The organism is Microbacterium oryzae (assembly GCF_030406385.1).
Taxonomy (GTDB): Bacteria; Actinomycetota; Actinomycetes; order Actinomycetales; family Microbacteriaceae; genus Microbacterium; species Microbacterium oryzae_A.
Genome location: NZ_JAUEPM010000001.1, coordinates 656,202 through 671,011, shown reverse-complemented (window position 1 = coordinate 671,011; position 14,810 = coordinate 656,202). Strand labels below are relative to the sequence as shown.

General features: G+C 72.2%; 11 protein-coding genes. 3 read left to right on the top strand and 8 right to left on the bottom strand.

Translation table 11 applies throughout. The features are described from left to right. The first annotated feature begins 46 nt into the window (after positions 1–46). A complete protein-coding gene (locus QWJ90_RS03255) occupies positions 47–2,131 on the top strand; it encodes a hypothetical protein (RefSeq protein ID WP_290106158.1) in 2,085 nt (694 codons plus the stop codon). A gap of 24 nt (positions 2,132–2,155) precedes the next feature. Then, positions 2,156–3,826, top strand: a complete 1,671-nt coding sequence (locus tag QWJ90_RS03250; RefSeq protein ID WP_290106157.1) for a glycosyltransferase family 2 protein — start codon at positions 2,156–2,158, stop codon at positions 3,824–3,826. Here QWJ90_RS03250 and QWJ90_RS03245 read toward each other — a convergent pair. The 5 genes from QWJ90_RS03245 to rfbA are packed head-to-tail and all read right to left on the bottom strand — an operon-like array spanning position 3,798 to position 10,186. Next, positions 3,798–4,877 carry a glycosyltransferase gene (locus QWJ90_RS03245; protein WP_290106156.1) on the bottom strand — a complete coding sequence of 360 codons (1,080 nt, stop codon included), beginning with the start codon at positions 4,875–4,877 and terminating at the stop codon, positions 3,798–3,800. The genes QWJ90_RS03250 and QWJ90_RS03245 overlap by 29 nt on opposite strands. Beyond that, complete coding sequence (locus tag QWJ90_RS03240) at positions 4,874–6,910, bottom strand: acyltransferase family protein (protein ID WP_290106155.1); 2,037 nt, start codon at positions 6,908–6,910, stop codon at positions 4,874–4,876. Before QWJ90_RS03240 ends, QWJ90_RS03245 begins: the two co-directional genes overlap by 4 nt. Beyond that, positions 6,907–8,319, bottom strand: coding sequence for a bifunctional dTDP-4-dehydrorhamnose 3,5-epimerase family protein/NAD(P)-dependent oxidoreductase (locus QWJ90_RS03235; RefSeq protein ID WP_290106154.1), 1,413 nt, complete (start codon positions 8,317–8,319; stop codon positions 6,907–6,909). The genes QWJ90_RS03240 and QWJ90_RS03235 overlap by 4 nt, the downstream gene beginning before the upstream one ends. After that, complete coding sequence (gene rfbB / locus QWJ90_RS03230) at positions 8,316–9,314, bottom strand: dTDP-glucose 4,6-dehydratase (RefSeq protein WP_290106153.1); 999 nt, start codon at positions 9,312–9,314, stop codon at positions 8,316–8,318. The genes QWJ90_RS03235 and rfbB overlap by 4 nt, the downstream gene beginning before the upstream one ends. Positions 9,315–9,316: 2 nt before the next feature. Next, positions 9,317–10,186 carry a glucose-1-phosphate thymidylyltransferase RfbA gene (gene rfbA, locus QWJ90_RS03225; protein WP_290106152.1) on the bottom strand — a complete coding sequence of 290 codons (870 nt, stop codon included), beginning with the start codon at positions 10,184–10,186 and terminating at the stop codon, positions 9,317–9,319. 115 nt (positions 10,187–10,301) lie between these two features. Between rfbA and QWJ90_RS03220 the strand changes: the two genes are divergently transcribed. After that, the gene (locus tag QWJ90_RS03220) at positions 10,302–12,494 is read left to right on the top strand and encodes a hypothetical protein (protein ID WP_290106151.1); all 2,193 of its coding nucleotides are present in this window, start codon (positions 10,302–10,304) and stop codon (positions 12,492–12,494) included. Here QWJ90_RS03220 and QWJ90_RS03215 read toward each other — a convergent pair. From QWJ90_RS03215 to QWJ90_RS03205, 3 genes are read right to left on the bottom strand one after another with little or no spacing between them, the layout of a single operon-like run. Beyond that, positions 12,452–13,402, bottom strand: coding sequence for a glycosyltransferase family 2 protein (locus QWJ90_RS03215; RefSeq protein ID WP_290106150.1), 951 nt, complete (start codon positions 13,400–13,402; stop codon positions 12,452–12,454). The two genes, QWJ90_RS03220 and QWJ90_RS03215, sit on opposite strands and share 43 nt — an antisense overlap. Beyond that, complete coding sequence (locus QWJ90_RS03210) at positions 13,399–14,229, bottom strand: glycosyltransferase family 2 protein (RefSeq protein WP_290106149.1); 831 nt, start codon at positions 14,227–14,229, stop codon at positions 13,399–13,401. The genes QWJ90_RS03215 and QWJ90_RS03210 overlap by 4 nt, the downstream gene beginning before the upstream one ends. Then, complete coding sequence (locus tag QWJ90_RS03205; RefSeq protein WP_290106148.1) at positions 14,226–14,714, bottom strand: GtrA family protein; 489 nt, start codon at positions 14,712–14,714, stop codon at positions 14,226–14,228. The genes QWJ90_RS03210 and QWJ90_RS03205 overlap by 4 nt, the downstream gene beginning before the upstream one ends. Positions 14,715–14,810 lie beyond the last annotated feature (96 nt).

Here is a 14,810-nt window from a genome sequence, read left to right as displayed (position 1 = left end):
GACCCCTGCGCAAGGGGTGCGCGTCCGGTTCCGACATACTGATCGAATGCGTGCCCGCCCGCTCCTCCGCGCGTCCGCCGCCGCGCGCGGACGCCTGACCGTCTCCGCCCTCGTCGTCCTCGGCCTCCTCGCCGGATCGCTCACCGCCGCCAGCGCGGCGGCCGCGACGACACCCGAGGCCGAGCCGGTCGTCTCCGCCACCACCGCGCCCGGCACGCCGCCCGCGACCGCCGCTCCCCGCCCGACGCCGACCGCGCCCGCCGCTGCGAAGCCGGCCGCTGCGCCATCCGCGACCCCGGCGCCGAAGGCGACCCCGACTCCCGCACCCGAGGAGCTCGCTCCGGAGGAGATGGACCGGCTCGCGCACGACACCACTCCCGACGAGGCGGTCGTGGAGGAGGGTGCGGAGCTGCGAGCCCGCGCGGTGAGCCTCGTCGGGTTCGACGCGGGCGACATCGTCAGCGACGCCGTCTTCTACAACAGCGGTGCGATGAGCGCCGCGCAGATCCAGACCTTCTTGAAGAGCAAGGTGCCGACCTGTCAGTCGGGCTATACGTGTCTGAAGGACTTCCGGATGACCACGAGCACGCGGAAGGCCGACACCTACTGCACCAGGCCGTACGCGGGTGCGGCGAACGAGAGCGCAGCGACGATCATCGCCAAGGTTGCGCAGGCGTGCGGCATCAACCCGCAGGTGCTGCTGGTGATGCTGCAGAAGGAGCAGGGCCTCGTCACGCACACCTGGCCGAGCGACTGGCGCTATACGATCGCGATGGGCATGGCGTGCCCCGACACCGCCGCGTGCGACACCCGCTACTACGGCTTCCAGAACCAGGTCTACGGGGCGGCGCGCCAGTACCAGGTCTACGCCAAGTCCAGCTGGTTCACCTGGTTCCCCGTGGGGAAGTCCTCCCGCGTCCAGTACCACCCCGATGCGTCCTGCGGGTCGGGTGCGGTCACGATCAAGAACAAGGCCACCGCGAGCCTGTACTACTACACGCCGTACCAGCCGAACGCGGCCGCGCTGCGCGCGGGCTACGGCACGGGCGACGCGTGCTCGGCTTACGGCAACCGCAACTTCTACAACTACTTCACGGACTGGTTCGGTCCTACCCGCGCCGCCATGACGGGGCTCATCCGCGTCGACAGCCGCGACATCTACCTCGTGAACGGCACGAGCAAGGTCCACGTCACGTCGGCGACACTCGCCGAGTACAAGGCCGCCTTCGGCGCATGGCGCGAGGTGTCGGCGGATGCCGCCGCCGCGTACCCGACGAAGGGCACCGCATCGCTGTTCATCCGCAACGCCACCAGCGGTGAGGTGGCCCTGCTGCAGGGCGGCAAGCGGCACCGGTTCGCGACATGCACGCAGGTGGCGCAGTGGGGCGGCAGGTGCGGCACCGAGCTGGCCCTGGCGGCCTCGACCTACACGTCGGTCGGGAAGGGATCGGCCGTGACGAACGTCGCGCGCCGGTCGTCGAACGGCCGGCTGCACATCGTCAGCGGCTCGCGGCTCGTGCCGCTCTACGACAGCGCCGCCGTCGCGGCGTACACGGGCTCGTCCGCGCCGTACGCCGCCGTCATGTCCGCCGCCGCGCAGAAGAAGTACACGGTCGCCGAGATGCGGTTCGCGCGGGGGAGCTGGGTGAAGCGCACCACCTCCGCGCGCGTCTACCTCCCCACGTCCGACAAGCACCTCGTCTACCTGCCGAGCTGGGGCCTCGCCGACGAGTACGGACTCGGGCGCGGCGTCGACGCGAACGTGACGTCCACCACTCTCACGGGCTATGCCGACAAGGGCACGCTGGGCCTGTTCGCGAAGTGCGGCACGACGACCTACGTCGCCGCGAGCGGCACGCTGCGGCCGGTGAGCACCACGGCCGGCTTCTCGACCACGACGCTGGACACCGCGACGTGCAAGAAGCTGGACCGGTCGGGCGCCCGCGTCCAGGGACGGATCTTCGTGAAGGCGGCGAAGAGCGATCGGGTGTACGTCCTCGACGGCGGCCGGCTGCGGCATGTCACGTCGGTCACCGCGGTGCGCCGCCTGGCAGGCGGAAAGTGGCCGGCCATCCTCACTCTCCCGACCCAGACGGTCGACTTCCTGCCGAAGGGCTCGTCAGTCCGGTGACCCCCGCGCGGATAGGATCGGGTGGTGACTGAGCGCCCGGTCCTGTCCGTCGTCATCCCCGTGCACGACGTGGCGCCGTGGATCGGCGAGACGCTCGAGACCGTCCTCGCGCAGGACGTCGACGCGATGGAGGTCCTCGTCGTCGACGACGACTCGCGCGACGCCACCCCCGAGATCGTGGCGGATGTCGCCGCTCGCGATCCGCGCGTGCGTCTGGTGAGTGCGGCGGGACGAGGCGGGGGAACCGCTCGGAACACCGGAATCGACGCGGCGCGCGGCCGCTACCTGGTCTTCTGCGACGGCGACGACCTCGTCCCCGACGGCGCGTACGCTGCGCTCGTCGCGAGCCTCGAGCGCAGCGGATCGGACATCGCGTTCGGCGACTACCTGAAATTCCGCCCGGCCGACACCTGGCGGCCGACGGACGCCATGCCCGCGTTCGACCACCCGGCGAGCGGCATCGCACTGCGCGACGAGCCCACGCTGCTCTTCAGCCGGCCCTGCTGGAACAAGGCGTTCGCCCTCGACTGGCTCCGCGCCGCCGGCACCCGCTTCCCCGATGTGCCGCGCTCGAACGACATCGTGCCGATGGTGCGCGCGTACCTGCTGGCCCGACGCGTGGACATCATCCCGGACGTCGTGTACCTCTATCGCGAGCGGCCGGGGGCGACCTCGATGTCGGCGCGGGCGGATGCGGCGCCGTCGCTGCTGAGCTACCTCGGCCAGGAGCTCGCCTGCGCGCGACTGGTGGCCGACGCGGGCGATGCGGGGCTGTCGGCCGTGTACGCCGAGCTGGTGCGGGAGCGCGACGGCTTCATCCACATCGCGCGCTGGGCCGCCCGGGCCGACGCGGACGACGCGGCGGCCGTGCGGGAGGCCGTGCGCGCCCTGCTCGACGCGACGCCCCCGGTCTCCGACGGCGACCCGCTGCGCGCGCTCGTGCTGCGCCTCGTCGTCGCGGGTGAGCACGCGGCCGCGCGGCCGCTCGCGCGCTGGCTGCTCGCGCTTCCCGCCGAGGACGACGTGGCGGCGGACTGGACCGCGGCGCTCGAGCGCCTCGGCGAGGTCGCCGCGCTGACCCCGGCCGAGGTGGAAGCGCTCATCACGCCCCTCACCACCGCGCTGCGCGTGCAACCCGCGGCGCTCGCCGACTGGCTGCGGCTGGAGCGCACCGTGCGCCGCGTGCTCGGCGAGCGCGCGGTCATGCTGGTGCCCGAGGCGCGGCTCTCCGACGCGGACGCCGAGCGCGCGCTGGCGGCGCGCGAGCGGATGGCCGGCCGCGTCACCCGTGTCGGCCGGCTCCGCCACGGGGCGCTGCTCGTGGAAGGGAAGAGCGCCGAGGGCGCGAGAGCCGCTCTGCCCGTGCTGCACGACGGCGAGTTCGCGGGCGCCCCCGTGATCGAGCCGTCGGACGTCCGCTGGCGTGCCGACGACGCCGGCGGATGGCGGTGGCAGGCGGTCTTCGCGGTCCGCGCGCTTCCCATGCACCGCCCCCTCACCCCGGCTCTCCGCGACGCGGTCGCCCGATGCGCTGTCGCGGTGCCGGGGGAGGGCGAGCTGCCCGCGTACGCTCCGCGGGATCCGCTCCTCTACGCGAGGGTGGACGGCGTCACCGTGGTGCGCCGTCGTCGCCACTGGGCGCCGCGCGCGATGCGCCGCGCGGTGATCATCGCGCGCGCTCGCCTCCGCCGCTGAGCTCGTCGAGGAGGGCGCGGTAGGCGCGGGCGGTGCGCCAGGGCGAGATGGGCGCGGTGAACGCGGCGAAATCCGCCTCGGTCACCGCCTCGAACAGGTCGCGGTCCGCGAGGAGCTCCGCGATCGATTGCGCGGGCCGCGCTGTGTCGAAGAACGCCACCCACGGCTCGCCGCCGAACTGCTCGCGCAGGTGCGGTTCGTCGGGCAGCACGACCGGCAGGCGGAACGTCGCGGCCAGGTGCACGCTCCCCGAGTTGAGGATGGCGCGATAGGGGAACACCGCCACGTCGGACGCCCGGAACCAGCGCGCGAGGTCGCCGTCGGGCACGAAGGAGAAGTGCGTGATCGCGCGCAGGCCATCCGGGATGAGCGCGGCGACGTCATCGGCGGACTGCTCCTTCACCACGCCGGCGAGGAGGAGCGCGATATCGCCGTCGGTGGCCGCCGCGGCCTCGATGAGCGCGTCGACGCCCTTGTACGGACGGATCTGGCCGAGGAAGAGCACCGCCCGCTCCTGCGGTGCGAGGTCGAAGGCCACGCGCGCGGCCTCCCGGTCGACGCCGCCGACGTCGTAGATCCCCTCGTAGCTGGGGTGGGGGATGACCCGCACCTTCCGCGGATCGAGGGCGACGACATCCGACACCACCCGCGCCGTGTCGGGTGCCATGACGTGCACGACATCGGCGAGGTCGGCGAGGCCCTGGTAGAGCGCGATCTCGCGCTCGCGGAACCGCAGCTCGTGCGGCAGGCGATTGTGGATGGTCCAGATCAGCCGCGCGCCGCGGCGACGTGCGGCCCGGAGGGCGTCGAGCAGGGCCAGCAGCCGCTCGCCGGCGTCGGCATCGTCGGCGGCCTCCTGCACGAGCGGAGTCGTCCAATGGACGTGCGCGACATCGCCGCCGCGCAGTCGTCGCAGCTCGCGCAGCAGCTCGGAGTGCGTGGTGGCCCCCGCGAAGCGGTAGCCCGCGGCACGTGCCGACAGCTCGAGGAGGTTGAGGTACGGGTTCTCGGGCCAGGTCGGGAAGACCAGCACGGATCCGGCGTTCTTCATGAGCTGCTCCTCGGGCTGGGCGGGGTCTCGGCGAGGGCCGCGGCGATCCGGTCGGCGAGCGGATGGCCGAGGGTGGTGCTGAAGGACGCCGTGAGGTGATGCAGGTCGCGATAGACGAGCACCCCTCCCAGCATCATGGGGCACACCGCGTCGGTGCAGTACGCGTCGCTCAGATCCACGAGCGGGGCGCCCATCGCGGCGGCTGCGGCCCGCAGCGGATCGTCCGCGAGCGCGGCATCGGCGCGGGGGACGGCGCAGGTGCCGGCGGTCAGCTCGCCCGCCGCGGCGACGCAGTCCTGGGCGGCGGCCGGGACGCGGGGGTTGTCGGCGACGGCGACGACCCGTGTGCCGGCGTCCTGCGCGTGCCGCCAGGCGTCCGCGTAACGGGCGGCCGCCGCGGCTCGCGCCTCGGCGTCGCGCTCTGCGGCGTTCACGGCGGTGACGAGGACGGCGTCGTACGCCCCCGATGCGAGCTCGCCGTCGAGCTTCTCGACGTGGTCGGCGCAGTCGGCGGGAGCCGGCTCCTGCCAGACGCAGCCGCGGCCGACGAAGACGTCGACGTGCCAGCCGCGGTCGGCGGCGGTCTCGCGCAGCGTGGGGATGAGCATGGCGGCGTGCGAGTCCCCGTGCAGTGCGATGCGCAGCGCGTCGGGGTCGTCTGAGCCGAACGCGCACGTGGTGAGGTCGCCCCCGGCGGTCGGGTCGAAGTCGTAGCAGGCGAAGGCGTCGCCGATGTCGTCGCGGAGGCCGGCGGGCGCCGGGATGAGGTCGGCCTGCGCGATGGGGTCGTCGAGGACGCCCGCGCAGCCGTCGTCGAGGAGCGCCGCAGCTCCCCGGCACTGACCTGGATCGCGGAGGCTCTCGGCGGCCGTCGCACTCCGCTCGGCCGCGACGGCGGCCTGCCGCCACATCGGCACCGCGGCGCCCGCGACGACGACCGCCATGGCCGCCGCGGTGAGGACGAGCACGGACGACGAGCGGAAGCTGCGCGCTCGCGGTGCGAAGCGGACCGGGTCCTCGACGAAGCGCTTGGTCAGGGCGGCCAGGACGACGGTCGCGACGAGGAGCGCGAGGTTCTCGGGCAGCTCCGGTGGCCGGCCGAGCGCGTGGGGGGCGATGACGACGAGCGGCCAGTGCCAGAGGTAGATGCTGTAGGAGCGATCGCCGAGCCACTGCAGCGGCCGCCAGGCGACGACGCGCTCGAGCGGCCCGGCGCCGAGCGCGATGAGGATCGCGGTGGCCGCGGTGGGGAGGAGGGCGGCGGGGCCGGGGAACGGCGTCGCGTCGTCGTAGGCGCGGAGGGTCGCGACGACCAGCGCGAGCGCGGCGAGCCAGGCGGCGAGGTGCGCCGCGCGGGGGAGCACGAGGCGCGGCAGCAGCGCGACGATCGCGCCGAGCGCGAACTCCCAGAGCCGGCTGACGGTCGAGAAGTAGCCCAAGGGGTAGCTCGTCGACGTCAGCCACACGCTGGCGCCGAAGCCGGCGGCCGCGATGACCGCCGCTCCGATCGCCAGGCGCCGCCGTGAGCTGCGCGCGCCGGCCGCAGCGGTGACGGCCAGCAGCAGCAGCGGCCACAGCACGTAGAACTGCTCCTCGACGGACAGCGACCAGTAGTGCTGGGCGATCGGCGGCGCGGCGTCGTGCGCGAGGTAGTCGACGCCGTCCGCCGCGAGCTGCCAGTTCACGACATAGAGCGCGCTCCCGACGATCGAGCGGAGATCGTCGCCCCGCAGCGGCGCCGGCGTCCACAGCAGGACGAGGGCGATGCTCGCGAGGAGGACGAGGAGGCTCGCCGGCAGCAGCCGTCGGGCGCGGGCGGCCCAGAACGCCCCGAGACGGAGCGTCCCCCGCTCACGCGCGCGCGCGAGCTGGCCGGTGATGAGGTAGCCGGAGATGACGAAGAAGACGTCGACGCCGACGTAGCCCCCCGGCAGCGCGCGCGGCCAGATGTGGAACAGCACGACGCCGAGCACCGCGAGGGCGCGCAGCGCCTGGATGTCGGCGCGGGCGGGGCGGGGTGTGCTCGCGTTCACCGGCTCTCGAGGTAGGCGGCGAGGCGGGTGTCGGCGTCGGCGGGGGTGTAGCCGGCGTCCTGGATGCGGGTGAGGTCGAGGACGCTGTTGCGGGGGCGGGGGGCGATGGGCCCGGTGGCGGTGGCGTAGTAGGCGTCGGTGCTGACGGGGGCGACGCGGTTCGGGTCGTGTCCGGTGAGGGCGTAGACGCGGCGGGCGATGTCGGCCCAGGTGGCGGGCTCGCCGGTGCCGGTGAGGTTGTAGACGCCGTAGGCGGGGCGGGTGGTGAGGAGGTGGTGGATGCCGGCGGCGATGTCGTCGGTGAAGGTGAGCCGGCCGGTCTGGTCGTCGACGACGGCGGGGTCGATGCCGCGGGCGGCGAGCGAGGCCATGGTGGTGACGAAGTTCTTCCCGTCGCCGATGACCCAGCTGGTGCGCACGATGTAGTGGCGGGGGACGGTCGCGGCGATCTGGTCGCCGGCGGCCTTGGTCTGCCCGTACACGCCCAGGGGCGACAGCGGCGCGTCCTCGGGGTAGGGGGTGTTCGCGGTGCCGTCGAAGACGTAGTCGCTGGAGACGTGGACGAGGGTGAGGCCGTGCTCGGTGGCGATGCGGGCCAGGGCGGTGACGCCGGCGACGTTCGCCGCCCACGCCTGGGCGCGGCCTTCGGGGGTCTCGGCCTGGTCGACGGCGGTGTGGGCGGCGGCGTTGACGATGGTGTCGTAGTCCCGCCACCGGCGGGCGGTGGGAAGGTCGGGGGAGGCGAGGTCGAGGTCGGTGCGGGTGGCGTACTCGACGTGGGGCGCGGTGCCGTACAGGTCGCGCAGGGCGCGGCCGAGCTGCCCGTTCGCGCCGAGGATGAGGGTCTTCCGCGGCGGGACGGGGGTGACGTCCTCCAGGCGCGGGTGCGCGCGGTCCTTGTCGCTGATCTCGGCGTCTTCGAGCGGGATGGGCCAGGCGATCGCGGCGGTTTCGTCGGCGAGGTTGAGGAAGGAGTACGACGCGGTCGGGGACCAGTGGTCGTTGACGAGGTACGTGTACGCGGTGTCGGGTTCGAGCGTCTGGTAGCTGTTCCCGACCCCGCGGGGCACGAACACGGCCTTGGACGGGTCGAGCTCGGCGGTGTGCACGGCGCCGAAGCTCGGCCCCCCGCGCAGGTCGACCCACGCGGCGAAGATGCGGCCGGTGGCGACGGAGACGAACTTGTCCCATGGTTCGGCGTGGATGCCGCGGGTGGTGCCGAGAGCGTCGTTGAAGGAGATGTTGTTCTGCACGGGACCGAAGTCGGGAAGCCCCGCGGCGGTCATCTTCTCGCGCTGCCAGTTCTCCTTGAACCAGCCGCGCGCGTCGCCGTGAACGGGCAGGTCGAACTCCACCAGCCCCGGGATCGCGGTCGGGCTGCCGGTGAGGGGCTTGCCGAACACGGTCACTGTCCCTTCGCGGCGTAGAACGCCTCGACGCCGTCCTTCGCCGGCGCCCACCAGTCCTCGTTCTCCCGGTACCAGTCGATCGTCGCCGCAAGGCCCGCCTCGAAGTCCCGGTAGCGGGGCTCCCACCCCAGCTCGGTGCGGAGCCTGGTGGAGTCGATCGCGTACCGCAGGTCGTGCCCTGCCCGGTCGGTGACGTGGTCGTACGCGTTCTCGGGCTGCCCCATCAGACGCAGGATCAGCTCCACGACGTCCTTGTTGTTCTTCTCCCCGTCCGCGCCGATGAGGTACGTCTGCCCGATCTCGCCCGCCTCGAGGATCCGCAGCACCGCGGAGGAGTGATCGTCGGCGTGGATCCAGTCGCGCACGTTCTCGCCCGCCCCGTACAGCTTCGGGCGGATCCCGCGGATCACGTTCGTGATCTGCCGCGGGATGAACTTCTCCACATGCTGGTAGGGGCCGTAGTTGTTGGAGCAGTTCGAGATCGTCGCCCGCACCCCGAACGAGCGCACCCACGCCCGCACGAGCAGATCCGACCCCGCCTTCGTCGAGGAGTAGGGGGAGGAGGGGTTGTACGGGGTCGACTCGGTGAAGCGCTCCGGGTCGTCCAGCTCCAGGTCCCCGTACACCTCGTCGGTGGAGATGTGATGGAACCGGCGGTCGTGACGACGCGCGGCCTCCAGCAGCGTGTACGTGCCGATGATGTTCGTGTCGAGGAACGGGCGCGGGTCGTTCAGCGAGTTGTCGTTGTGGGACTCCGCGGCGTAGTGGACCACCTGATCCACCCGAGAGAACAGCTCATCCACCAGGGCCGCGTCGGCGATGTCGCCCACCACCAGCTCCACCCGGTCCTCCGGCAGCCCCGCAAGCGAGGCCCGGTTCCCGGCGTAGGTGAGCTTGTCCAGCACCACCACCCGGTGATCGGTGTGCGCGATGACGTGGTGGACGAAGTTCGACCCGATGAAGCCGGCGCCGCCGGTGACCAGAAGCGTGCTCACGATCACTTCCCCCGTTCCAGGACCTCGAGGAGGTACGAACCGTACCCCGACTTCACGAGCCTCTCCGCCCGCTCACGCAGCTCGTCATCCGACAGGAACCCCTGCCGCCACCCGATCTCCTCCGGGCACCCGATCTTCAACCCGGTGCGCCGCTCGATGGTGCGCACGTAGTCCGCAGCGTCCGTCATCTGATCGAACGTCCCCGTGTCCAGCCACGCCGTCCCGCGCGGCAGCACCTCGACCCGCAGCTTCCCGCGCGCAAGGTACGCCGCGTTCACATCCGTGATCTCCAGCTCCCCCCGCGGGGAGGGCTTCAGGTTCCGGGCGATCTCCACCACATCGTTGTCGTAGAAGTACAGGCCAGGGATGGCGTAGTTCGACTTCGGCTCGGCCGGCTTCTCCTCCAGGGACACCGCCCGGCCCGCCTCGTCGAACTCCACCACGCCGTATGCCGACGGCTCCGCGACCCAGTACGCGAACACCGCCCCGCCGTCGACGTCCTCGTACCGCTTCAGCTGCGTGCCCAGACCCGGCCCGTACAGCAGGTTGTCACCCAGCACGAGGGCGACGCTGTCATCGCCGATGAAGTCCGCGCCGATCGTGAACGCCTGCGCGAGACCATCCGGCGACGGCTGCACCGCGAACGTGATCTCCACCCCGAACTGCGACCCGTCCCCCAGCAGCCGCTCGAACGACGCCGCATCGTGCGGTGTCGTGATCACCAGGATCTCCCGCACCCCCGCCAGCATCAGCGTCGACAAGGGGTAGTAGACCATCGGCTTGTCGTACACCGGAACCAGCTGCTTCGACGTGCCCAACGTCACCGGATGCAGCCGCGTACCCGAGCCGCCCGCGAGAATGATGCCCTTCACACAGCCCATCGTGGCACAGCGGACGCGGGGATCCACGCGCGGGGCGCGCCCGGCCGTGCGGTCTACCATCGTCTCTGGCCTGTCGCGCGGCGGCGGAGCGAGCAGCGGAGGACTTATGACGGCGGACGGCGGCACGACGACGCGGCGGGCGCACCGGGTGGGATGGCCGCTGCTGGCGGTCGTCGTGACCCTCGCTCTGGCGGCGTCGCGGCTCCTCGTGGCGCCGCGCTTCTACTTCTCCGACGACACCGAGCGCGGGTCGGCCGGGCAGTGGTGGCAGCTCGGAGACCAGCTGCTGCAGGGGAAGCTGCCCATGCTCGACCCGTCGGCCTGGCAGGCGGGCAACTACTGGGCGGAGGGGCAGTGGGGCCTCCTCAACCCGATGACGTGGGTCATCGCGATCACCGCGCGCCTGAGCGAGAGCCCCGTGCTGCACGCCACCGTGGTGAAGCTCGTCTTCCTCGCGGTGCTCGCGCTGGGCGTGCACCTGCTCGCGCGCCGGTTCGGCGCGCACCGTCCGTGGGCCGCCCTCGCCGGCGTGCTCGTGCCGGCATCGGGCTTCGTCGTCTACATGGACGCCGCGTCGTGGTCGACCGACCTCATCAACGTCGCGCTCTTCCCGTGGGTGTGGTGGGCACTGCGGCGCACCGTCGAGCACCGTCGCTCGCCCCTGCCGTACCTGATCGCGAGCTACCTGCTCATCACCGTCGGCTACGTCTTCGGCGTGATGATGCTCGTGGTCGTCCTGGTGGAGTCCCTCGTGCGGCACGCCGTCCGCCGCGACCCGGCCCGCGCCATCCGCACCCTGCTCGCGTCGGCGTGGGGAGCCCTCCTCACGATCGTCGTCTACCTGCCCGCGGTGCTGACGGCCCCCGTCACCGAGCGCGGCAGCGCGCCGTTCGAGAACCTCGGGTTCCTCAACGCCGACCTGACCGATCTCGCCGCGTCGGGCAATCCGTGGGTGAGCGCGACCATCCGCGCCTGGGATGGCGACATCACGGAGGGGCCGCTCGTCTACATCGCGTGGGTGCTGCTGCTCCTGCCGTTCGCCCTCCCGCTCGCGCGCTCGGCCGTCCGGCGCGCCATCCCGCTGTTCGTCCTGGGCGGCATCGTGCTGGCGCTCGTCCTCGGCCCGAGCCACATGGGCGCCATCCGCTGGCCGCTGCGGCTCATCCCGTACCTCGCGATCGTGCTCGTCGTCCTCTTCGTCGTGGGCATGTCGCGCCGCTTCCCCGCGGGGGCCACACGCCGCGCGTTCTGGCTCTCCGCCCTCGTCATCGGCGTCACGTCGCTGCTGACCTGGGGGAACGGCCCGTACGCGTGGAAGGCCGTGCTCGCGGCCGCCGTCGTCTCCTTCGCCGCCCTCGTCCTGCTGCGATGGGCGGCGCGCTCGCCCCGCGTGCGGCGCCGCTCGGCGGTCGCGGTGCTCGGGGCGATGGCGATCACCGCCGTCTTCACGGCCGGGCAGCTGCCCCTGCTGCCGACCTCGCCGCTGCCGAGCCGCGACGCACCCGACAGCGCGACGGCGCTGCAGTCCGTGCTCCCCGACCAGCACGGCGACGCCATCGTCGTGGGCGATGCCGAGGACGGCTGGCAGGATGGCCGGAGCTGGCGGGAGCGTCTCCTCGCGAATCTCTGGTACTTCAGCCCGACCGACGTCAGCAGCCTCTACACGGTGCTGCCGTTCGAGGCGTTCGGCGACGACCTCTGCATCGACCTGCGTGGGGAGACCTGCGAGGACGCGCTGGAGACGCTGTGGTCGGTCGACGACGAGACCGGCGAGCGGGTGTCCGACCTCATGCGCGTGAGCACCGTCGTCGCGATGAAGGACACCTACCCGCGCGAGCCCGAGGCGCCGGAGGGATGGCATCTCGCCGACGACGGCGAGTACACGTGGCTCTTCGAGCGCGACGAGGAGCTGCCTTCAGCGGGCGGCGTCACCTGGACCGCACCCGACACCCGCGTGGCCGTGACCGCGGAGAGCGACACCGCCGTGACCTTCACCGTCGAGGAGGCGGGGGAGGACGGACGCGTGGTGCTCAGCCGCCTGCCGTACCCGGGGTACCGAGTGGCGGGAGCGGAGGCGACCGAGCCGCTGCGCGGCTGGCTGCTCACGGTCGACGTCTCCGACGTCGCGCCGGGCGACACCGTGACGGTGTCGTTCCGTCCGCCCGCCTGGCCGCTCCTCATGGGCGCGTATGCGCTCGCGCTGCTCATCGGCGTGGGATGGCTCGTCGGGCGCGGCGTGCTGCGTCGGCGTGCGGCTCAGCGCTCGGGCGGACCGGTCTCGGAGACCGCGAAGGCGTAGAGCGGGCGGCCCTGCACCTCGACGTAGATGCGTCCGAGGTAGCTGCCGAGCACCCCGAGCATGAGCATCTGGATCCCGCCGAGGAGGAACATCCCCGCGGCGAGGTACGTCCATCCCTCGATGACGGAGCCCGGACTCACCACGCGGGCGACGACGAGATAGATCGTCCACAGCAGCGCGATGACCGCCATCGCGCCGCCGACGCGGCTGATGAGCTTGAGCGGCGCCGTCGAGAAGCCGAAGATGCCGTCGCCGGCGAGCTTCAGCATCTTCCGCAGCGGGTACCCGGTCTCGCCCGCGTGCCGGGCGTCGCGGTCGAAGAGCACGGCCTCCTGACGGAAGCCGATGGAGGCGACGAGGCCGCGGATGAAGCGGTTGTGCTCGGGATGCTTGCGCAGCTCCGCCACGACGCGGCGGTCCATGAGGCGGAAGTCTCCGGTGTCGCGGGGGATGTCCACGTTCGCGAGGTGGCTGAGGAGCCAGTAGAACCCGTGCGCGGTCGCGCGCTTGAAGAGGCCGTCGTCGCGGGTGCGGCGCTGCGCGTAGGCGACGTCGACGCCGTCCTCCCAGCGGGCGACGAGTTCGAGGCTCACCTCCGGCGGGTCCTGGAGGTCGCTGTCCATCACGATCACGGCGTCGGCGTCGGCGACGTCGAGCCCGGCGGTGACGGCGATCTGGTGGCCGTAGTTGCGCGCGAGGGCGTACACCGACACGCGGGGGTCCCGTGCACGCAGGCCGCGGAGGAGCTCCAGCGACCGGTCGCGGCTGCCGTCGTCGACGTAGACGAACTCCACGTCGTAGCGGTCGGCGAGGGTTGCCGCGACCGCCGTCAGCCGCTCGTGGAGGAGGGGGATGTTGCCCTCCTCGTTGTGGATCGGCAGCACGTAGGCGATGCGACGGCGGCTCATCCCATCCTCCGCTTCAGGACGCGGTACGAGACGCGCCGTGCCTGAGCCATGAGCGCGGCGCGGACGTCGCCCATCCGCCGGTCGGCCTCGGTGACGATGTCGGGGTGCTCGGCGCGCAGCCACGCGCTGAAGCGTCGCGCCTCGGCGGTCTGCGCGTCGACGAGGGCGACCGACCACTGGCTGTCGCTCATGCGGAACGTGGCGCCCACCTCGAGGTCGGGGGTGAAGCCCCCGCCGACCAGCACCCGCGCGTAGCTGGCGAGGTCGATGAAGTACGAGAAGTCCTCGTGCCATCCGCCAGCGGCCGCGAGCGCCTCGCGGCGCATCATGACCGAGGCGGGCTCGCCGAGGAGGTTCCGTCCGGCGCGGACGGTGCGGCGGAGGGCGTCCGCGCCGGACATCGCACGACCGAGGCCGGTGAGGCCCCAGCCGCCCATGACGACCTTGCCGGAGGAATCGACGATGTCGCGCTTGCTCGCGGTGAGGACGGCGCCGGTCTCCTCGAGGAGCCGCGCCTGGCGGGCCAGCACGCCGGGCCGCAGCACGTCATCGCCGCACACGAGCTTGATGTACGCGCCGCTGGCCGCATCGGTCACGCGGTTCCAGTTGCGCACCGCACCGCCGCCGCCCTCCGTGCGCAGCAGCGTCACGCGCGGGTCTGCGTCGAAGGCCTGCATGACCTCCCACGTGTCGTCGGCGGACGCGTGGTCCGCGACGATCAGCTCGAGGTCCTCGACCTGCTGATCGAGCACCGAGCGGAGCGTCTCGGCCAGCGTGCGGGCGTTGTTGTACGCGGGCACGACCACGCTGATGCGCGGCGTCGTCATGAGGCGTCCTCCTGCTTGCGGTGGAACGAGAAGCGGCTGTGGCCGAACCAGCTGGCGACGGCGATCACGAAGGTGAAGAGGAACTGCGCGACGATCTCGTGCCATCCGAGCCAGATCTTCAGCGGCGGCACCACGACGAGATTGAGCAGGAACGTGCCGAGGTACACGAGCTGGAAGCGGAAGAAGTCCAGCCACAGATGCCCGCGCACGCGGAAGACGAGCTTGCGGTAGAAGACGAACGCGCTCAGCGTGCTCGTGATCTGCGCGCACACGATGACGGCGAAGACCGTCCAGTCGGCATCCGGCCATCCACGTCGGAAGAGGAACGAGAACAGGACGAACCAGGCGAAGCCGATGGCGGTGTTGATCGCGCCGACGAAGAGGAAGGCGACGCGGCGGTCGCGGAAGAGGCGCAGCAGCGGGCCGTCCGGCCCGCTCATCCCGGCGACGGCCTCGGTCTCGGCGGGGGTTCCTGGTTCGCTCATGTGCGGCATCAGGATACGCGAGGGGCTTGCACGTAGACTCTCCGAGGCCGCGACAGCGCGCCAGCGCCCTTCCCCTTGAGAGAAAGAGCACCCCGC